Source organism: Pedobacter folensis, from assembly GCF_056490665.1.
Genome location: NZ_JBWJIF010000003.1, coordinates 901,080 through 923,488 on the forward strand (window position 1 = coordinate 901,080; position 22,409 = coordinate 923,488).

Sequence of the window (22,409 nt, forward strand, 5' to 3'; positions counted from 1 at the left end):
ATTTGCAGTAAGTCTTTTTAATGTTGGCCCCGCTTTTCATTACTTCCGATGAAAAATCGAAATCATTTCAATCGGCCTTATTGAAATAGGCCTGTGCTAATTAAAAATGTATCAGAACCCTTGTTTATAGACCTGATAAAGCGGAAAGCCCGGAGCGAGGAACGAGTGAGGACTTGAAGCGATTGCAGGGCTGGAGTAAGCGATTGAAACAGAACCCTCCATTTCCAAAAACGAATAAATACCTCATTATTTTAGCACAGATTTTATAAGTTTTTAAAGCCTGTAAAAGCTTTTTTAAAATTTTCTCTCTAACATTTTCCTAATCGGCTTGTTACTAAAATAAACAAAATTATAGTCTATGGCCGAAAAGCATCTTTATCAAACCGGAATTATAGGAAATTGCGCTTTCATTGCACACGTAAATAAAAACACCGATATATCCTGGCTTTGCTGGCCCCGCTTCGATAGCCCTTTTGTATTTGGCAGTTTATTGGATGAGAAAAAGGGAGGTGAATTTTCAATCTTGCCACAAGGCGAATTCACTTCTCATCAATATTATATCGAGAACACCAATGTGTTAAGAACAGAGATTACTGCCGAAGATGGAAAATACCGGATTACAGATTTTGCACCCCGTTTTCATCTATACGATCGTTATTTTAAACCGCTCATGTTCATCAGAAAAATCGAACCTTTGGAAGGGAGCCCGCGCATTACCATCAAGTGCGAGCCTGTGTGCGATTATGGAAAAGGTAAAATGAAATCGAGCAGGGGCAGTAATCACATTGATTATCTGGGTTGTGACGAAAATATCCGTTTAAGTACGAATGTATCGCTTACCTATATTTTTGACGAGAAAGCATTTGTACTGAATGAGGCTAAATATCTCATCATGACGTATGGCCAAAATCTGGAAGCTCCTGTAGTAAGTACTGCTGAAAATTTTTTGCGTGAAACGATAGCTTATTGGCGGTTATGGATTAAACATTCGTCCATTGCCGGTTTTTACCAGCCTTTTGTTATCCGTTCGGCCCTGGTGCTTAAAATCCACCAATATGAAGACACTGGCGCAATTATAGCTGCAAGTACAACCAGTTTACCAGAATCACCGGGTAGTACCCGAAACTGGGATTACCGGTATTGCTGGCTGCGCGATTCTCACTATGTATTAACTTCGTTAAACCATATTGGCCATTTTGAAGAAATGGAGCGGTATTTTAATTACCTGTCTGATATTTCGCACGCGGAGGATATACGTTACCAACCCCTGTATGGCATTGCGGGTGAAAGGGAAATTACCGAACGTACATTAGACCATTTGACAGGATACAAGGGCGAACAGCCCATTAGGGTAGGGAACCAAGCCTATGAACATATTCAGAATGATATTTATGGTCAGGTTTTAATTTCGATGTTACCACTCTATACCGACCACCGTTTTGTTTTTTCAGAACGTAGCGATTCGGTAAGGTGGATTGAAAGTGTGCTTTCTAAAATTGAACGGACAATTGATGAAAAGGATGCTGGAATCTGGGAATTCAGGAATATTGCCAATGTACATTGTTACAGTAATTTATTTCAATGGGCAGGCGCACAGGCTGCTTTAAAAATGGCCAAAACAATTGGTAATGATGATTTTGAGAAACGGGCACAGGTTTTAATTGATAAAGCTGCTGCACACATAGAAGCCTGCTACGATCCGGAACGAAAAGTATATACCAACGCCGTAGGAAGCCCGCATTTAGATGCCAGCACCTTACAATTGATCATGATGAATTATTTGGATCCTGCTTCCGACCGGGCAAAGGATCATTTAATAGCTTTAGAAAAGGAGCTGAAAACGGAAGATGGGCTATTTTACCGTTACTTACATGCTGATGATTTTGGTAAACCAAAGACCACATTTTTAATTTGTGCCTTTTGGTATGTGGAAGCTTTGGCCTGCGTTGGCCGAACCGATGAAGCGATAAAAGAATTCGAAAACATTATTAAATATTGTAACCACCTTCTTTTATTTAGTGAGGATGTTGATGCTAAAACGGGTAGCCAGTGGGGTAATTTCCCGCAAGCTTATAGCCATGTGGGGTTAATGAATGCGGCTTATCGCATTGCAATTAAACTGGATAGGCCGATATTTTTGTAAGGCAGTAAGTGGATTGCAAATCCACATCTCAAGAGTCGGGATTGCAAATCCCGACTAACTTAAAAATATCGTCATCTCGACTGGAACACAGTGAAATGGAGAGATCTATATAGTTAGATTTCCCGATTACGCTGCATTCCGCTCGAAATGACGATTCCTGTTGAGAAAATGTTTTTTACTTAATTGACGTCATTCCCGTGAATACGGGAATCTTAGAGCAATAAGCATAACGTCATCCCAATCGAGTTGGGGATGACGTTTACGCTAAAATTTAACTCCTTCCCACAAACTCTTCTTTTACTAAACTCCAGAGCAGTTTTCGCACTTCTTTAAAATCATTTAGGTAATACTTGGCTTCTGAAATGTTATTGCCAACTTTAATGGTAAAAGCATCATCTGGCAATGCCCTAAAAATATCTTCATCGGTATGGTCATCGCCAAGCGCCAAAATAAAATCAGGTTTTTTATTGTACAACCAATTTAAGGCTGCTTTGCCTTTGTTAACCTCCATGTTTTTAAACTCGATTACCTTATTGCCTGGCATGAGTTGCAGGCCTTTATCTGCAGCCAAAATTTTCATATGGCTGATAATTTCATTGGCCCTTAAATCGCCAAGTCCTTCTTCTGCTTTCCGGTAATGCCAAACCAATGAGTAACTTTTTTCTTCGACAAACGATCCCGGCGTACGGTCGGTATAAGTTTCCAATAGCGTTTTGATTTCCTGTTTCCACTGATCGGTTAACAGTGGCAGGCTGTTCCATTTATCTTCGAACGATTTTTGCCAGGCTCCATGCTCCGCAATCAAATCTACCTTTAGGTGCCCAAACCACTTTTCAAGCGTTTCATTTCTTCTGCCACTAATAATTACAACTTTATTGGCCTTATCAAGCGTTAGGTTCTCAATTAAATCGTATAATTCTGCATCTGGCGAAGCATCGTCAATATTTCCCGTAAAATCTACCAGTGTGCCATCATAATCTAAAAATAGTACACGATCTTGGGTTTTTGCATATTGGCTTGCAATTACTTCGTTAATGGCATTTACGGCATGTTTTGTTAATAAGGATTTTTGAGAATCTTTCACTTCGTTTAATCTTAAAATAAAATTGTTCACCCAATGTTTAACATTGAATTTTTCTACAATTGCACGCATGGCTTTCATACGTTGTTTTTGTTCTGCTAAAGGCATTTTAAGCGCAGTTACAATGGCTTCCATAATGTCGCCGAGGTTATTCGGATTAACAATAACTGCATCTGTTAACTCCTTGGATGCACCGGCCATTTCGCTTAAAATCAATACCCCATCATTATTGTTCCGGCTGGCCACATATTCTTTACTAACCAGATTCATTCCATCGCGCATAGGCGTAACCAAACAGATATCTGCTGTGGAGTAAAGGGCCGATAACACTTCAATAGGGAAGGAGCGGTAAAAATAATTTACCGGAATCCAGTTCATTGAACGGTACCTGGCATTTAAATTTCCAACAAACTGATCAATCTGATCTCTTAATTCACTGTATTTTGGTACGGTATCCCTCGAAGGAACCACAATCATAAAAAGTTCGATTTTGCCGATATATTCGGGATGGTGCTGGAGCAATAATTCTAAAGCTTTTAACCTCTCCAGTATGCCTTTGCTGTAATCGAGCCGATCGATAGACAAGATTACTTTCGTATTTTCCTTACCTGATCTGAAATAGGCAATCTCTTTTTGTACTTCCTCCGTTGCGGTTAAACCTGAAAATTTATTATAATCAATTCCCATTGGGAAAGCTTCCACTACAATTTGTCGTTCATTGCTGCTGAGTATGTTTGATGAGGAATTTACCGGAAGTAAACGTGTTGCGGTACTGATAAAATGGCGAACATCATCAAAAGTATGGAAACCGATTAAATCGGCACCTATAAGCCCGTTTAAAAGCTCTTCACGCCAGGGAATCAACCTGAATATTTCGTATGATGGAAAGGGTATATGCTGGAAAAAACCAATGGTAGCATTAGGAAGTTTTTCTCTTAATATACCTGGTAGAAGGAGTAACTGGTAGTCCTGGATCCAGACTTTATCTTTTCTGTTGAGCACCTGCATCGCGCTTTTTGCAAATTTCTCATTAACCGATCGATAGCAGTCCCAGTAGTTTTGTTCGTAATGTGCGTAAGTAACGAGGTAATGAAATACAGGCCATAATATTTCGTTAGAAAAGCCTTCGTAATATAAATTGATTTCGTTTTGAGTAAGGAAAACCGGGTAGAGGTTTAATTCGGCAAGTTTTTGTGTAACTTCTTCCTGACGTTCTTCTGGTACTTCAATTCCTGGCCAGCCGATCCAGATGGAATTTCCTGATTTATAAACGTCTCCTAGTCCGGTAGCAAGGCCGCCTTCACTCGGAATAAACGTGTATTCGTCGTTTTCTTCAATGATTTTAACGGGTAGTCTGTTCGATATTATAACTGTCTTCATGCTTGTATTTGATGTATCCACATCATTAAAAGCATATCAAACTGGTTTTGTTTGATATTTTAACTCAAAAAAACATTCAAATGATTAAACATAATTAAATACCAACGAAAAAGTAGTGCCATTGTCGGGTGTTGAAATAACTTCTATACTGCCCCTGTGCATTTTCATAATATTACGGCTAATGGTTAAGCCAATCCCTGAGCCATTTTTTCTGGTGGTGTAAAATGGGACAAATATCTTTTCGAGATCACCGGCATCGATACCCTTTCCGTTATCGCTCACATCAATATACAATTTGGTGTTTTCTAAGCGGTAATTTACATTGATGTGTGGGTGTTCGCTGTTTTCTACGGCATAAATACTGTTGGTAATCAGGTTAATCAGCACTTGTTCGATTAATTTTAAATCGAGCTGAATGGTAATTTTTGAAGAAGTTTGCTCCACATCCAATACCACATTTTTAACTTTTGCAAAAGGCTGCATTAATACTTTAATGTGTTTCAGTATTTCGCCAATGGTATGCGATTCGAGGTTTGGGGTTGGCAACTCAGCAATCAATCGATAGTCTTTCACAAAATCCAATAAACCCGATGATCTTCGCTGAATGGTTTGCAAAGCTGTTTTTAAATCGTCCATTTCATCTTCAGTAAGCATTTTTTTATCACTTACCATTTTATTTATGGTATCAGACAGTGAACTGATCGGTGTGATCGAATTTAAGATCTCATGAGAAATTACGCCAATTAATCTATTCCACGCTTCTGTTTCTTTTTGCTCAATTTCATCTTTAATGTTTTGAAAACTGATAATGGTATAATTGTTCCCGTAAAGGTTTAAAGGGATCACTTCGGTTGATAATTGAATCAGTTTATCCTGGATTTTTAACTCTAAAAATCTTTTCCCTCCTGAAGAGATTTGTTCGACCTCGTTAGAAAAACTGGGCAGATGCTCCTTTAACCGGTGCCAATATTTATAAGCAGGAACACCTAAAAGACTGGATGCTGCCTGGTTAAAAAATGCAATCTCTTCTTTCTCCTGCTCCGTATTATTGACTACAATTACACCCACAGGAACTTGTTCCAGAATGGTTTTGATCAGTTGAAAAATAGCTTCCTGTTCCAGCCGGATTTGTTTGTGGACCTGTAAAATATCGCTGAATGATTCGTATAACTCAGGAAAACTTCCTTTAGTTGCCTTATTTTTAAAATTTAGGGTATGATCTCTTGTTTTAACGGCTAAGATAAAACGGTTAATGTCTGATCGGATTTGATTGATGTAATAGTAAAGTGAAATGATAGTTCCCAACAAAATCAATGCAACACCTGTTATCGTAAACCAGAGCTGCGTGTTTTTAATCAGGTAAAATAAGAGGTAGCCCAGCAGATTAATGATCAGCAGGCGAACTATTAAACGAAAAGTAAAACGTTGGTAAAACATCATTAAGGTTTAGGGTTTAAGGTCTAGGGTTTAGGGTTTTGTTCGGCGATTAACCTTACGCCTTAAACCTTACACCATACACCTCTTTTAAATTCCAAATTTCTCAATTCTCCTGTACAGTGCAGCCCGGGTTAAGCCAAGTTCTGCTGCGGCTTTTGATATGTTTCCTTTGTGTTTATCAATTGCTTTTTGCACCATCATTTTTTCCATATCCTCCAGTGCCATTTCGTCTGGTATGGTGTTATTCTGTGAATAGCGCTGCGGACTCAACTGCAAATCTTCTTCTGCAATATCTGCACCATCGCTCATAATAACGGCTCTTTCTAAAACGTGTTGTAACTCGCGGACATTACCCGGCCATTTATATTGTAAAAGTGCTTCCTGGGCTTTATTGCTCAGCTTACGGATGTCTTTATGATATTTAGAACTAAAAACCTGCATAAAATGATTGGCTAAAAGTAAAATATCTGTTCCACGTTTACGCAGTGCTGGTAATAAAAGTTCAACCGTGTTGATGCGGAAAAGTAAATCCTGCCTGAAGGTATTTTTAGCTACCATTTCGTTTAAGGGCATATTGGTGGCCGTTATTAGCCGAACATTTACCTTACGTTCTTTGCTTTCTCCTAAACGGGTAACCGTCCGGTTCTGTAAAACGCTTAATAGTTTAGCCTGTAGCGGTAATGTTAAATTTCCAATCTCGTCTAAAAATATCGTTCCGCCATCGGCCAGCTCAAAGCGGCCGGGTTTATCTTCTTTGGCATCGGTAAAAGCGCCTTTCGCATAACCGAATAACTCACTTTCAAATAAGTTTTCGTTTAAGGAGCCTAAATCCACATGCATAAACACCTGGTTTTTCCTTTGCGAGTTTCCATGGATTTCATAAGCGAAAACTTGTTTCCCCGTTCCGTTTTCACCCAGAATAAGCACATTAGCATCCGTAGGAGCCACTTTTAAAAGCGTATTTTGCAATTGCTTTATTTCATCTGCCTGCCCAACAATGTTCTCGAAGCCCCGGGTAAGGTCTTTTTGGAGCGATGAATGTATTTTTTCTAGTTTCTTTACCTTTTTGGTCGACTCTCGAAGTTTAGATGCCGATGAAATAGTGGCAAACAGCTTTTCATTTTCCCAGGGTTTTAGAATAAAATCGGTAGCTCCTTTTTTAATCGCCTTTACGGCCAGTTCAACATTCCCAAAAGCAGTCATTAGTATGACTACATAATCTTTATCAATCGATAAAATATGTTCCAGCCAATAAAGGCCTTCTCTACCATCACTGGCACCTTTTTGGTAGTTCATATCCAGCAGGATGATATCAATTTCATTTTTGCTCAATAAAACATTGATCTCTTTAGGCGATTTACATGTAATTACCTGCTTTACCTGCTGCTTTAAAAACAAACGGGCACTAAGCAGGATATCGTCGTCATCATCGATAATTAAAACTGTGGCGTCAAGCATAACCTCTTTATTTTAACCTCTCCCTATTAAAGGTAGTGGTGATTGTTTTTTTTTGCTGTCCCTCTCCTTTAAGAGAGGGATTCGATGTTAAGTGGGTTGAACCTAATGGTCCCAGCATAACTCCTTTTATTTTATTTTTAACTTTTCCTTATTAAAAGTAGTGGTTGTTACTGTCTGCTGACCCCTTACTTGCAGAGAGGGGATGAAGGGAAAAGGTTTTATTTTTGTAAATACCCCCTAATTACCTTCAAAACCATATCCAAATTACCACATACTTCTTCATTTGTAAATCTTATTACAGTTATTCCAAGTGTTTCAAGTTCATAACTTCTGCCTTTATCATACTCCTTAATGTCTAATTTGTCATGAATTTCTCCGTCAACCTCAACCACTAATTTAGCCTCATAACAGTAGAAATCGGCAATATATTTATCTAGAGGATGTTGTCTTCTAAATTTAAAACCATTAAGCTGTTTTCGTCTTAAAGATTGCCATAAAATATCTTCAGCTTCGGTACGAGCTTTTCTTAATGCTTTAGAAAACTCGAAGAGTTTGCTACTAGCACCTTTAAAAAGGTCATTCCTATAGTTTTCCATAACATTATTTATGCGTATAACAATATCACTTTAATACCCGGCCAAATTTCTGTGCCTTGCTTTCTTCTGCTCCATGCCCCCTCTCCTCCAGGAGAGGGGATGAAGGGGAGAGGCCTTTTTCACGTTGCTAAAGTAATAAAACTGTCCGCTCCCGCACATCAACTGTCCGATAATGAACATATAAAAAATAAATCTACTATTAATCTATTGATTATTAATGTTTTAAATGTGTTTGGTTCTTTTGGCACAAGCTTGGTTATTAGTGAAACCAAACAGTACAACCGAACACATGGATAAGAAAATAGAGAAAAAAAGATTTAGCACTAAAAGCCTTTTAATTATAGGTGGAGCAATTGCTTTTGTAGCGGTTGTAATTTATGGCTATACTTTGTCCCTCAAAAAAGTTTACAGTGCAGATGCCGATAAATTAACCATCAGTAAAGTTGAATATGGCGATTTTGAAGATGTCGTGTTATTAAATGCCAGTGTAGTTCCTTTAACTTCGGTAATTGTAAGTTCATCGGAAGGTGGAACAGTTGCCGAAATTTTTACCGAGAACGGTGCTTCTGTAGTAAAAGGTACGCCCTTATTGCGTATTGCGAATTCAAATGCCATGTTGGGTTATACATCCCAACAAACAGCCGCCACCGAGCAAATCAATCAACTGCGTAAATCGAGGTTAGACTTAGAGCAGAATCAAAGGATCCTGAATCAGGATGTATTAGATGTAGAGAATAATTTACGTACAGCAACGCGGCAATTTAGATTAGATAGCTCGCTTTTTGCTAAAAAAGTAATTACGCTGCAAGAATTTAACAAGTCGAACCAGGATTATGAATATTATCAGGGTAAATTGAAAATTGTACGCCAGGCCATTAAGCAGGAAAATCAAAGCCGTAAGATGCAACTTGCTCAAATCGATCAGTCGATGGGACAAATGAATGAAAGTTTGGAAATGATCCGTAAGAACATCGAAAATATGACGATCAAAGCCCCTGTATCTGGTAAATTATCCTCTTACGATCCGGTAATCGGTAAATCATACAATTCTAACGAAATGATTGGAAAGATTGACGTATTGCAAGGTTATAAACTTCAGGCAGGTGTGGATGAATATTATATCAATCGGGTAAAAGAAGGACAAACTGCTAACTGTGAGTTTAATGGTAAAACTTATAACTTAACCGTGAGTAAAGTAATACCTGAGGTTACAGCTGGTCAGTTTCAGGTAGAAATGGTTTTTAAAGGAGCAGCACCCGAAGGTTTACGTCGCGGATTATCGTTGCAAACAAAATTAACCTTGTCTGACAACAGCAAATCGCTGCTACTGGCTCAGGGACAGTTTTTCCAGAGTACCGGTGGCTCCTGGGTATTTGTGGTAGCGAATGGAAAAGCAACGAAGAAAAACGTAAAAATTGGAAGAAAAAATTACCTGTACTACGAAATACTGGATGGTTTGCAGAAAGGTGATGAAGTAATTACCTCGTCTTACGATCAGTTTAACCAGTACGACCAGGTGGAGATTAATAAGTAGAGCGGTAAGCGTTTGGCGTTAGGTGTTTCGCGCCAATTTAATTGATTAGGCAAATAGATAATTAATATAATCAGGCTCTGATACCTGATAAAAATACATGATACTAGAATAATACTTGATACGATGATTAAAATAGAAAATCTGGAAAAAGTTTACAAGACTGAAGAAGTAGAAACGACGGCACTTAATGGCATTAACCTGCATGTTGCAGCAGGAGAATTTGTTTCAATCATGGGACCTTCGGGTTGCGGAAAATCTACTTTGTTAAATGTAATGGGTTTATTAGATAAGCCTGAAAATGGAAGCTATAAATTTATCGATACGGAGCTTTTAACGCTTAACGATAGGGAACGTTCAAATTTCCGAAAAAGAAATATGGGATTCGTTTTTCAGAATTTCAATCTGATTGATGAATTAACGGTTTTCGAAAACATTGAACTGCCATTAATTTATAACAAGATTCCTGCCGGAGAACGCAAAAAACTGGTCAATGAAATCATCGAAAGGATGAATATTGTAAACCGTAGCGGTCATTTCCCTCAACAATTATCAGGCGGACAGCAGCAACGGGTAGCCGTAGCCAGGGCTTTAGTTACCAAACCTAAACTGGTTCTGGCTGATGAGCCTACCGGAAACCTGGATAGTTCGCATGGTAACGAAGTAATGGAGTTGCTTTGCGAATTAAATGAAACCGGAACAACTATCGTAATGGTTACGCACTCCAGTCACGATGCCAGTTTTTCAAACCGGATCATCAACCTGAAAGATGGTCATGTGATATCGGAAAAAATCAACAAAAGCCGGAATGAAGAACTTATTTAAGGTTAAAGGCTGAAGGTTTTAAGGTAGAGGGTTGAGTGATATCGACCTTTAATCCTCCGCCCTTCTCGCTTCAACCTTTAAAAGATTTTAGTTTAGTTAATAATAGCCGCCCAATAATCTTCCCGGATGGGGAGATTGGGGAGGCAAAGAGTAAAGATCACCAGGTAGGCATTTTGAACGTCATACGCTAAACACCTATCGCCAAACAATAAAAATATGTTCAGATTAAACTTAAAAATAGCTTTGCGAAACCTCTGGAAAAACAAGGGTTTCTCCCTGATTAATATCGGTGGATTAGCCATTGGTTTGGCCAGCTGTATGATTTTGTTATTATATGTTGCTTACGAGTGGAGTTACGATAAACAATTCTCCAATCATGATAAAACTTATGTAGTTTATCAAAATATGAAGGCAAGTGGTAAAACTTTTAGCTGGGCATGGACACCAAATGTGATGGCTAAAGAAGTTCAGGAAAAAATCCCTGGTGTTAAATATGCCACTCACACCACTTATCCAAGGAAACAACTCATTACCGTTGCAGATCATAAGATAAATAGCAATGCCGTATTTGCCGATCAGAATTTTATTAAAATATTGGATTATAAATTTCTTGAAGGTAATTCGGCCACCGTTTTAAAAGATGTAAATACGATTATTCTAACCAGGTCTTTTGCGAAAAAATTATTCGGAAATGAAGATCCTATTAATAAAACAGTAAAGCTCGAAAACGAAGAAGTATTAAAAGTAGAAGCCGTAATAGAAGATGCCCCAGCAAATAGCAGCTTAATTTTTGAATGTATTATGCCCTGGGCATTATTCGAAAAACGGGAAACCTGGGTTAAGGAAGACAATTGGGGGAATAACATGTGTTTAACACTTGTTCAGTTAAAGGATAATAACTTTTTCACAACTGCAAATGATCTGATGTATGGTATTTACAAACGCAATCAAAAAGATAATTCGGCGGTAGCTTTATTGCATCCATTGTCTAAATGGCATCTTTATGATGATTTTGTAAATGGTAAATCGGTAGGTGGAAAAATAGATCAGCTTAAAATATTTTTATTGCTGGCCTTTTGCATCTTATTAATTGCCTGCGTAAATTTTATGAATTTATCTACAGCACGATCAGAACGTAGGGCAAAAGAAGTTGGCGTTCGTAAAGCAATTGGATCAACACGCAAATCGTTAATTAGTCAGTTTTTTTTAGAATCCCTGCTCATCACATTTATTGCCACTGTTTTAGCATTTATCTTAATTGAGGTTAGTTTACCGTATTTTAATAATTTGTTGGATATTAAATTAACAATCGATTATCATAATGGCCCATTTTGGTTAACGCTTATGGGGCTAATGGTTTTAACCGGATTTGTAGCAGGTAGTTATCCGGCACTTTATTTATCTTCTTTCGAGCCGATTAAAGTGTTGAAAGGTTTCACCCTTAAAACAGATTCATCCGCTTCGGTGAGGAAAGTATTGGTGGTTGGCCAATTTGTTTTTGCTGCTGGTTTAATTATTTGTACCGCAGTAATTTATCAGCAGCTTAACTATGTTAAAAACAAACCTATTGGTTATGATCAATCCAATTTAATTCAAATAGCAGTAGTAGGCAAAATGAACGATGCTGCCAAGCTAGAATTGCTTAAAACACAACTTATAGCCGCTGGTGCAACCACTCATGTTACTTCTTTTAGCACAGATTTTACTGAAGGTGGAGATAATACAACGGGTGTAGAATGGGAAGGTAAAAATCCGAATGAGAAAATTTCTTTTAACCATAGAGCAATAGGATATGATTTTGTTGAAACCATTGGAACCAAGCTGGTAAGTGGTAGAGAGTTTTCTGCGAAATTTCCAAATGATACAACCAGCATATTGTTAAATGAAGCAGCAGTGAGGATGATGGGATTAAACAATCCGGTCGGTAAGCAGATTACTTTCTGGGGTAAAAAACTAAATATAGTTGGTATTGTACAAGACTTTGTTGTAGAAAGTGTTTACCAAAGAGTATCCCCAATGATTTTTAGGTCAAATGGAAAGGATGATGCGAGGGTTATCATTGCGCGGTTAAACCCAAATCAAAACATCAGTTCATCATTGGCTAAAATTGATGATTTAGTAAAACAAATGGAACCTAATTATCCGGTTAACCGCAAATTTGTGAACGAATCATTTGAAGTAAAATTTAAAAATGAAAAACTTTTAGGTACGCTTTCAAACTGGTTTGGTGGTTTCGCCATTTTCATTTCTTGTTTAGGATTATTAGGCCTGGCGCTTTTTATGGCAGAACAACGTAAAAAGGAAATCAGTATCCGTAAGGTTTTAGGTGCCAGCACGGGCAATATCCTCGTGTTGCTGAATAAAGATTTTATAAAACTGGTGGCCATTGCCAATCTTATAGCGTTTCCCTTAGCCTATATCATTATAAATAAATGGCTTTCGGCTTTCGAGTACCGCGTCTCTATATCTGCATTACCTTTTATTGTAGCAATTGCTTTGTCGGTAATCATTGCCATACTAACCGTTAGTGCCCAGTCGGTTAAAGTGGCAAAGGCCAATCCTATTGATGCGTTAAAATATGAATAAGGTATAAGGTTAAAAGGTTGAGGGCGTAAGGTTAAAACGCCCAGACCTTATACCCTATACCTCAAACCTTACACCTTATGTTCAGATTAAACTTAAAAATCGCTTTGCGTAACCTTTGGAGAAATAAAACCATAACCGCTATTAACGTAGGTGGTTTGGCTATCGCTTTAGCTGCTTTTATTTTGGTTACGATGTATTTTACCTATGAAACAGGTTTTGACAGGGAAAACCCTCATTATAACGAAATTTACGTAGTAGGCAGGCAGTTGCCTGATTTTAAGACCAATAATACTCCGCCACCGTTGGGTAAAGCCATTAAGGCAGAAATGCCAGAAGTAGTTGCAGTTGGTACCATGAAATTAAGCTACTTTGAGTTTCCTGTTACCAGCAATAATGGCGTGGTTTTTTTAAGTAAATGCCTCTATCTCGATTATGCTGCTGCAAAAATGTTTAATTTGAAACCCAGTAACGGTTTAACCCAGCCAGAAAGTACCACCGAAAATCTGTTTTACCTCAGTAACGAAAATTATAAAACGCTTTTCCCTCGTAATAAAAACGGTCAGCCTGAAATGGTTTGGATTGGGAGTAAATCTGCTAATATAACAGGTAAACTGAGCGGAAGTATTTTTGCCAATCCGCAATCTAATATTTCTTTCGATGCCATTTCATTGATGAAAGAAGTTGGGACAGGCGAAAACTATGGGTATAACAACTATACTACCTATATCCAGGTAAAACCAGGAACAGATGTTCAGGCGCTGGAAGCCAAAATAAATGCACTTTACAAAAAGGAAATGCTCAAAGACGGAGCTGATCCAAACAATGAATCTTTTAAAAAGACCAAAACCTTTATTGATCCTTTAAAAAACCAGCACCTTAGACCAAAAGCAGGTAGCGATGCCAACTATAAAGTGCTGATGGCTTTATCGGTTTTAGGTATTTTAATATTAGTAATTGCCTGTATCAATTTTACCAATCTGAGTATAGCACAGGCGACCAAACGGGCAAAAGAAGTAGGTGTTAAAAAAGTAATGGGCGCTTACCGCTTTCAGCTTGCCTTTCAGTTTTTATCAGAAATATTGATCCAGTGTTTCGTAGCCACCATTTTAGGTTTGATCATAGCAGAAATCATCCTGCCAAAATTTAATAACCTGTTTACCATAAATTTAACTATTTGGACATCCCATAATGCCTTGTTTTGGCAGCTGCCACTTATCTTAATTTTTATTACACTAATCGCTGGTATTTATCCTGCCATGGTATTATCAGGATTTAAACCTGCGCTCGTTTTAAAAGGTAATTTTCAAACCAGCAAACAGAGCTATTGGTTGCGTAACAGCCTGTTGGTGGTTCAGTTTAGTGTAGCCGTAATTTTTATTATTGGTTTACTTATCATTAATTCTCAACTGAAATACATGCGTACCCAGGATGTTGGTTTCAAGCCCGAGCAGGTCGTTTACATTAAAAACCTGGCTTATTTCGTTGCGCCAAGTAAATTTGAACCCATACGGAATAGAATTTCTAAAATTCCGGGCGTAAAGTCGGTTACCGTTGCCAATGCCTTGCCTGATGGCTCCGACAGTGGGAAAAATAAATATACGGTTGATGGGAAAGAACAAAGTTTAAGTTTTACGGATGTAGATTTTGATTATTTCGAAACCTTAGATATCAAGATTAAAGAAGGCAGAACATTCTCCAGGGAATTTAAAACCGATACTGCAAACGCTGCTATACTGAATGAGGCCGCAGTAGCCAAGTATGGATTAACCAACCCGCTGGGTAAAATCATAAAAGGCTGCCAGAATAAAGAATACAAGATTGTAGGGGTGATAAAAGATTTTAAAGCGCTGGGATTTGAGAAAGTAGTAGAGCCAACCATTTATGCAATAAATGATCCTTGTGGAAATCCGAAGACTGAAATTATGATTAAGATCGACGAGCACAAGATGGCTGATGTGCTGAGCACCCTAAAATCGCAATGGCCGGCGATTAATAAACTGGATGGAGATAATTTCCGCTATCAGTTTCTGGATGAAATGTATGGCAAACTCTTTAAAAAACAAGAACAATTGCAATCTGTATTTTTTGCTGCGGCTATACTCACCATTTTTATTGCAATACTGGGCTTGTTTGCTTTTGCAAAGTACATTACGACTGGTAGGATTAAAGAGATTGCAGTAAGGAAAATTCTTGGCGCAAGTCATTTACAGATTTTTAAACTCATCAATATTTCATTTTTTGTGATGGTTCTAATCGCTAATGTTATTTCCTGGCCACTGGCATACATATTAACTAAAAAGTGGCTCGAAACCTTTGCATATCGAATAGATCTGCCACTTTTTCCTTTTTTAATCAGTGCTGCATTAACCATTTTATTAACCATTATCACCGTAAGTATCCAGGCGAATAGCGCAGTTAAAGCAAACCCTGTTGATGCCCTTAAATATGAATAACGGCGTAAGGTTTAAGGTATAAGGCGTAAGGTTAACGCCCAGCCCCTAAACCCTAAATCCTACACCCTAAACCCTACACCTTATGTTTAAACTCAATTTAAAAATCGCCTGGCGAAATCTCTGGAAAAACAAGGGATATACCTTGATTAACATTCTTGGCCTATCAATAGGTATGGCGAGTTGTATCCTCATCTTTATTTTTATACGTTACCAGTTAAGTTTTGATGAAAACTTTAAAAATGAGGGGCGTATATATCGCGTCATAAGTGGCTGGACTACCCCTGATAATTTTTTCGAATCTCCAGGTACGCCCAGACCTCTTCCGGCAGCTATGCGCAATGATTTTAAGCAACAATTTGATAAAGTTGCTGCGATTCAGGCAGGTGGAGGGATCATTAAAGTGAAAGATGAATCGGAAAAAGAAAGAATTAAAACTTCTGAAAGTGTGCATTATGCTGAGCCCGATTTTTTTGAGATTTTAAGCTTTAAATGGCTCGAAGGGAATCCACGCCAGTCGCTGAGCCAGCCTAATACTGTTGTTTTATCAGATGATATGGCCGATAAACTTTTTGGAGATTGGCATAAGGCAGTAGGGCAAAGTATTAATTTTCGAAATAAAGAAAACCTTAAAGTTACGGGCATTATAGCCAAAACCCCCGATAATAGCTCTTTTCCGCTGAAGGTAGTCATCTCTTATAAGACATATCTGAATCAGGCAAGACCAGAGTCTACCAATTGGGGTACAGTTTCTTCTAATTCCGAATGTTACGTATTATTAAAGGAAGGTGTTTCTATTGATGATGCAAGTAAAAACCTCCCTCAGTTTATTACTAAATATTATCAAAAAGATGCTGTTTCGAAAGAAGGGCATCGTTTTCAGCCACTGAGAGATATTCATTACAATGCAGACCTGGGCAATTTTGCAAATAAAGTAATGCCAAAGAAAGAACTTTATGGCCTGGCCATAATTGGTGCTTTTTTACTGTTAACTGCATGTATCAATTTTATAAATCTTGCTACTGCACAGGCGGTAAGCAGAGGGAAAGAAGTTGGTGTGCGTAAAGTGATGGGCAGTTTGCGCAGGCAGTTAATTGTACAGTTTCTAACCGAAACATTAACAATCACAGTCATATCGTTATTGGTAGGATGTGTTTTAACAGAAGCGGCCTTGCCTGGGATGCAAAGCCTCTTTAAAGATCATATTTCATTTAGTATAATCGAACACCCGATCATATTGATATTTATGGTGGCCTTGGTGTTAGTCGTAAGCTTTTTAGCCGGTTTTTATCCTGCAATGGTGATGTCTGGTTATAGTCCCGCATTAGCCATTAAAAATAAAATCACAGCAAACGCTGCAGGTTTAAGTTTGCGGAAAGTTCTCGTGGTGGTGCAATTTGCCATCACCATTATACTCATTATAGGCACTTTGGTTGTATTAAGGCAAATGAGTTATATGCGGGAGAAACCTCTTGGTTTTATCCCTACTGCAGTAGCCCTAATTGACGTCCCTTTTGATAGCATCGCCATTACCCGGTACCACACTTTGCAAGATCGGATCAGTAAAATTCCAGGTGTAATATCAAGCAGTTATTGCAGCGCAGCACCATCTTCTGATTTTAATAATGAAAGTAATTTCAGGTATAATGGAACAGTACAATCAACTTTTCAGGCCAATACCAAAACCGGTGACGAAAATTATTTTAAAACATTTGGTTTAGAAATTATTGCCGGGAAAGGTTTATCTAAAAGTGATACACTCAAAGAATTCGTAGTTAACGAAACCATATTAAGAAAACTCAATGTGGTTAACTACAATGATGCGATTGGTAAACCCATTCGGGTTCATGGTAAAATGGGCAATATTATCGGTGTGGTTAAAGATTTTAACAACATGAGCCTGCATGAGCCCATTTCCCCAATTTTGATCAGTAGCGATAAGGAATCGTATAACACGATAGCGGTAAAGCTCGATAGTAAGCTTATTTTACCTGCCATGAAGGCCATAGAAAATACCTGGAACAATGTACTGCCTGAGTATGTATACGGCGCTACTTTTATGGATGATAAAATAAGTGAATATTATCAAACGGAAAAAATAATGGGCGCCCTGTTTAAAGTGTTTGTGGGGGTAATTATCTTTATTTCTTTTATTGGTTTATTTGGTTTAATATCATTTGTTGCCGCACAGCGCACCAAAGAAGTGGCCATTAGAAAAGTTCTAGGCGCTTCGACCATCGAATTGGTTAAGATGCTCAACGGATCATTCCTGTTAATGGTTTTTATTGCTAACCTGGTGGCATGGCCGCTTGCGTACCTGTTTATTTCGAAATGGTTATCCGGTTTTGCCTATCGGATCGACATCAGCATCTGGCCTTTTGCGCTCGCCATGCTGATTTCGATGGCAATTACCTTGGTTACCGTCAGTATCCGCTCTTATAAAGCAGCAGCTGCAAATACGATTGATGCACTTAAATATGAATAAACTGGCGCTTAGTGTAGATTTATCTCTAAACCCCTAATGCTCTCCGCCAAACCCTAAAAATATGATACAACTTAATAACATCGAAAAATATTACGCAAACAAAGGCATTAAAAATTATGTGTTGCGTTTAGTTACGACCAGTATTAAACAAGGTGAATTTGTTTCCATTATGGGCCCATCGGGTGCGGGGAAATCTACTTTGCTTAATATTATTGGCATGCTGGAAGAGCCAACTTACGGTTCGTATGAGTTTCTGGGTGAGAGTGTAACCTCGTTAAACGAGCGCAAACGCATTGAACTTTACCGAAATCACATTGGTTTTGTTTTTCAGGCTTACCACTTAATTGATGAAATGACCGTTTACGAAAATATTGAGGCCCCATTACTATATAAAAAAGTGGGTAGCGCCGAGCGAGCCAGTAGAATTGCCGACCTGTTAGACCGTTTTAATATTGTAGCTAAAAAAGATTTATTCCCGAATCAACTTTCAGGCGGGCAACAGCAATTGGTTGGTATTGCAAGGGCATTGGCCGCGCAGCCATCCATTATTTTAGCAGACGAGCCAACCGGCAACCTGCAATCGGCGCAGGCAGATGAGATCATGACCCTGTTTAAAAAGCTAAATCAGGAAGATGGCATTACCATTATTCAGGTTACGCACTCCGAAAAAAATGCGCAATACGGAAATAGAATTTTGCACATTGCCGATGGTGTAGTAAAAGAAGATGTAGCGGTGGGTTAATATCTTTACCTAAGCTTTGTTAAGAGAGATAAACACAGGCTTTAATGTAGCATCTGTGTTTATCTCAATGATTTAGTGTCGCAAGAATTTGAACTTGCGCTGTGCCTGCAGATTAACGATGACCAGCTTTGGTTTGATTAATCATGGTGAAAAACCTCTTCCATAGCACTCCAGGTTTCGCCTTTTGCGGCGGCATCGGGCAAAGGGATTTGACTTGGTGCAGTTTCTTTCCACCAGCGTTGTGTAGTGGTGTCAGCTGCCATCTTTTTCATATCGGCAGCAAAATCAGTCCCGGTATATTCGAAATAGCTAAAAAGATATGGTTTGCCCTCAATTTCTTTTAAATAAATGGAATAATTATGAATGTTGCATTCGGTTATTTTTTTTAATACCCCTGGCCAGGCTGCAGCATGTAACTTTTTGTAGTAGGCCATTTTTTCGGGTTTCAGTCCTGTAATACTGCCATAACGTAATACTTTGTTTGCTGTATTTGATGATTTACCTTCAGTTTTTGCAGGTGGGTTACAGGCGGAGGCCATTAGCACGAAGGCTAATGCCAGGAAATACATTGCTTTTGAAATTTTCATATTTGCCTTTTTTAAATATCGGTTTATTTAACAATTGGAATATTTTCGGTGTTTCCGTTTAATTCCAGCACCACAATATAATCTGACTGGCTGGCCTGGTTAGCAGGAAGCTGCACTGAAATATCATCCTTTTGCACTATGTTAACAGGTTGGTTATCTAACAGGTATGCTTTTTTAACTTTTAAACCTGGGATAGTTTTTAAACTAAGCTTAGTCAGGCTGGAATTTAATACATGCAGGTAGATTTTATTTCCTTTTCTAGTGGTGGCATATTCGCCATTAGGCTGGTAGGGGCCACCTAAAGTACCATATATGGCTTCGCCATTCGTTTTTAACCAATCGCCAATTTCTTTTAAACGTTCTATCTGGCGGGCTTCAATTCTACCATCTGGCATCGGGCCAACATTTAATAATAGATTGCCATTGCCACCTGCCGTTTTCGAAATAATTTCGAGGCACTGTTTTAAGGGTTTCATTTTATCATTTGGTTTCCAGGCCCATTGGTTACAAATCGTAAAACAGCTTTCCCAGGGCATTTGCATATTTAATTTTCCTACTACTTGTTCAGGTGTATCGTAATCACCTATCATTTTAGAAACATCAATGTTTTTATTCTCCAATGCGGCAAACTCTTTTCCCAATCGGTTATTGATAATGATGGTTGGTTTTAAATTTTTGAGATAGGCATACAGGTCTTTACCCATTTCGTCTGTCCAGGGTTTTTCCCATTGCCCATCAAACCAGAGCATGTAAGGATCATATTTGGTAATGAGTTCTTTTAACTGGTTTTTCATATACACCACATAACGGCTCATGTCTGATTTGGGATCAATCGTTTGGTTTTTTGGTGAGTGGATTGGGTAATCAGGATGATGCCAATCTAGTACCGAGTAATAAATACAGAATTTAATTCCCTGTTTTTTACAGGCTTCATTTAATGCGCCAACAATATCTTTCTTGTATGGTGTGTTGGTGATGCTATAGTCGGTATAAGCTGTTGGCCATAAACAGAAACCATCGTGATGACGAGCGGTAATGGTGAGGTATTTCATTCCGGCATCTTTAGCTGTTTTCACAATTGCATCGGCATCAAACAGAACCGGATTGAATTCTTTATAAAGATTGTCATAATCTTCCGTTGGAACCTGCTCGCCACGGCTCCAGCCAATTTCGGTGCCGCGTAAACTTACCGGCCCCCAGTGAATAAACATGCCGAAGCGTTTATCCATAAAATCGTTTATAGGCGATGGTTTATTGTTTTTGGATTGCGCAGCAACCTGTAAAGCCATTGTAAAGGCTAAAACGCATACTAAAGTGATACCGTTAATGATTTTGTAGGGTAAGGGATATTTGAATTGTATCATATATTTAATTTTTTTAAATGTTATTTATTAACTGCCAAGTTTGATTTACTTATGGTGCTATAGTTTTTCCTGATTATTGTACACATTATTTAAAATAAACATACAAAACACCCATTATCGCCAATAAAAGCACCGATAGAAATTTATAGTTTCCTATGCCACTCCAGCCTTTGCTTTTCAGCGGTTCCCAAATAGAGGTCCAATACAAGGTTTCACTTTGAGCGGTGTGTTTCACCGGATAGATGTAAGAAAATACCACCTGGATCAACACACAGATGCAGAAAAGGTAAAAAGCCATCATCATGAAGGGGATTTGACCAATTATCGTTTCTGTTCCATACACTTTGTTTATCACAAAAACACCAGCGCCAATAATAGAGCCCAGCAGTAAAGTATATTGTGCTCCTTTTGCAGATGCTTTTTTCCAGAATACCCCCAATAAGAACACACAGGTGATGGGAGGGGCAATATGTGCGATTACATCGTTGATGCCATTGAAAAGACTTTCGTAGCTATTTAGTAACGGCAACAGGCCTATTGAAACGGCTAAGGCAATACCCGCCGACCAGCGACCTACGCTCACTAATTTTTTATCGCTGGTTTCGGGTTTAAATCTTTTATATAAATCATAACTGCTTAGCGTAGCGATAGAATTTAAAGCGCCTGCAATTTGACTCATTAAACCTGACAATAATGCGGCTACCAAAATACCGACCAATCCTTTTGGCAAAAGCTGGGTAATCATTAAAGTATAAATGCCTTTGGTGTTTAACACGGTTTCGCCGTTGGCGCCAACAGTTTGTAAACTCGATAAATCCATCGTGCCCGATTTATATAAGATATAGGCAAATAAACCAGGAAGCACGAAAATAAATACTGGTAAAATTTTGATAAAACCACAAAATAACGAGCCTACACGGGCATGGTTTTCGTCTTTTGCACCTAAAACACGCTGCACAATAGTTTGATCGGCGCACCAATACCAGATACCCAAAACGGGATAGCCTAAAAATACGGCTATCCAGCTCATTCCGCTTTTATCGCCAATCGGGCGTATCATACTGAGTTTATCCATGGCATTTTCTTTCTGTAGTATCGCCGTCATATGATCCCAGCCACCAACTTTGTCCCAGGCAAAATAGGTAATGATAATGGCGCCAGTAATGAGCACCAAACTTTGTATGGTTTCGGTAACGACTACTGCCCTTAATCCACCTATAATGGTATATAATCCGGTTAGTAAGGCGATTACCACTATGCTTACATACATGTCGATACCAAATAGGGTTTCGAGTACGATACCGCCTGCTAAAAAAGAAAAGGCAATGTGAATAATGATGGCCGATAGAATGGAGATGAATGCCAGCCAATCTCTGCAGGCGCGGTTATATCTTCGTTCTAAAAAATCGGGTAAAGTAGAAATGCCCGAACGGATGTAGAAAGGAATAAATAACAAGGCTAAAAGAATGAGGGTGAAGGCCGCCATCCATTCGAAATTGCCATTTAAGAGTCCGCTGTCAAATCCACTCTGTGCCAAACTTACCAAATGGAGGCACGAAATGTTTGTTGCAAATAATGCCAGGCCAATCATAGGCCATTTTAAGGTTTTGCCTGCCAAAAAATATTCACCACTGGTGGTTTCTTCGTTTTTCTTTTTTCGTGTTCCGCTCCATAAACCTATGGTTACAATAAAAAGTATATAGGCAATGGTTATTACAATATCGGTTGTACTGATCATATTTGG

Annotated in this window: 14 protein-coding genes; 7 read left to right on the forward strand and 7 right to left on the reverse strand. The window is 38.5% G+C overall.

The features are described 5' to 3' along the window. Positions 1–358: 358 nt before the first annotated feature. A complete protein-coding gene (locus tag AC04QZ_RS18450) occupies positions 359–2,143 on the forward strand; it encodes a glycoside hydrolase family 15 protein (protein ID WP_478358951.1) in 1,785 nt (594 codons plus the stop codon). 271 nt (positions 2,144–2,414) lie between these two features. Here the strand turns inward: AC04QZ_RS18450 and AC04QZ_RS18455 are convergent, their stop codons facing one another. The 4 genes from AC04QZ_RS18455 to AC04QZ_RS18470 form a co-directional block, all read right to left on the reverse strand. Beyond that, positions 2,415–4,604, reverse strand: coding sequence for a bifunctional alpha,alpha-trehalose-phosphate synthase (UDP-forming)/trehalose-phosphatase (locus tag AC04QZ_RS18455; protein ID WP_478358952.1), 2,190 nt, complete (start codon positions 4,602–4,604; stop codon positions 2,415–2,417). An 84-nt stretch (positions 4,605–4,688) separates the two neighbouring features. Beyond that, positions 4,689–6,044: a sensor histidine kinase gene (locus tag AC04QZ_RS18460; RefSeq protein ID WP_478358953.1), complete on the reverse strand. Its 1,356-nt coding sequence runs from the start codon at positions 6,042–6,044 to the stop codon at positions 4,689–4,691. Between the two features lie 84 nt (positions 6,045–6,128). Continuing rightward, complete coding sequence (locus AC04QZ_RS18465; protein ID WP_478358954.1) at positions 6,129–7,499, reverse strand: sigma-54-dependent transcriptional regulator; 1,371 nt, start codon at positions 7,497–7,499, stop codon at positions 6,129–6,131. Between the two features lie 218 nt (positions 7,500–7,717). Beyond that, the gene (locus tag AC04QZ_RS18470) at positions 7,718–8,095 is read right to left on the reverse strand and encodes an endonuclease domain-containing protein (RefSeq protein ID WP_478358955.1); all 378 of its coding nucleotides are present in this window, start codon (positions 8,093–8,095) and stop codon (positions 7,718–7,720) included. 289 nt (positions 8,096–8,384) lie between these two features. Between AC04QZ_RS18470 and AC04QZ_RS18475 the strand changes: the two genes are divergently transcribed. The 6 genes from AC04QZ_RS18475 (at position 8,385) to AC04QZ_RS18500 (ending at position 18,714) form a co-directional block, all read left to right on the forward strand. Next, a complete protein-coding gene (locus tag AC04QZ_RS18475; RefSeq protein ID WP_086549259.1) occupies positions 8,385–9,629 on the forward strand; it encodes an efflux RND transporter periplasmic adaptor subunit in 1,245 nt (414 codons plus the stop codon). 123 nt (positions 9,630–9,752) lie between these two features. Beyond that, a complete protein-coding gene (locus AC04QZ_RS18480) occupies positions 9,753–10,451 on the forward strand; it encodes an ABC transporter ATP-binding protein (RefSeq protein WP_086545376.1) in 699 nt (232 codons plus the stop codon). A 216-nt stretch (positions 10,452–10,667) separates the two neighbouring features. Continuing rightward, a complete protein-coding gene (locus AC04QZ_RS18485) occupies positions 10,668–13,037 on the forward strand; it encodes an ABC transporter permease (protein WP_478358956.1) in 2,370 nt (789 codons plus the stop codon). A gap of 77 nt (positions 13,038–13,114) precedes the next feature. Beyond that, positions 13,115–15,490 (forward strand): ABC transporter permease, encoded by a 2,376-nt coding sequence (locus AC04QZ_RS18490; RefSeq protein ID WP_478358957.1) that lies wholly within the window; start codon positions 13,115–13,117, stop codon positions 15,488–15,490. Between the two features lie 82 nt (positions 15,491–15,572). After that, the gene (locus AC04QZ_RS18495) at positions 15,573–17,972 is read left to right on the forward strand and encodes an ABC transporter permease (protein WP_478358958.1); all 2,400 of its coding nucleotides are present in this window, start codon (positions 15,573–15,575) and stop codon (positions 17,970–17,972) included. Between the two features lie 61 nt (positions 17,973–18,033). Next, a complete protein-coding gene (locus AC04QZ_RS18500; protein ID WP_478358960.1) occupies positions 18,034–18,714 on the forward strand; it encodes an ABC transporter ATP-binding protein in 681 nt (226 codons plus the stop codon). 137 nt (positions 18,715–18,851) lie between these two features. Here the strand turns inward: AC04QZ_RS18500 and AC04QZ_RS18505 are convergent, their stop codons facing one another. From AC04QZ_RS18505 to AC04QZ_RS18515, 3 genes are all read right to left on the reverse strand, one after another. Beyond that, positions 18,852–19,301 carry an L-rhamnose mutarotase gene (locus tag AC04QZ_RS18505; RefSeq protein ID WP_478358961.1) on the reverse strand — a complete coding sequence of 150 codons (450 nt, stop codon included), beginning with the start codon at positions 19,299–19,301 and terminating at the stop codon, positions 18,852–18,854. A 23-nt stretch (positions 19,302–19,324) separates the two neighbouring features. After that, entirely contained in the window at positions 19,325–20,665 is a 1,341-nt protein-coding gene (locus tag AC04QZ_RS18510; RefSeq protein WP_478358962.1) for an alpha-L-fucosidase, read from the reverse strand. Positions 20,666–20,750: 85 nt separating this feature from the next. Beyond that, positions 20,751–22,403 (reverse strand): sodium:solute symporter, encoded by a 1,653-nt coding sequence (locus AC04QZ_RS18515; protein WP_478358963.1) that lies wholly within the window; start codon positions 22,401–22,403, stop codon positions 20,751–20,753. Between the last annotated feature and the right edge of the window lie 6 nt (positions 22,404–22,409).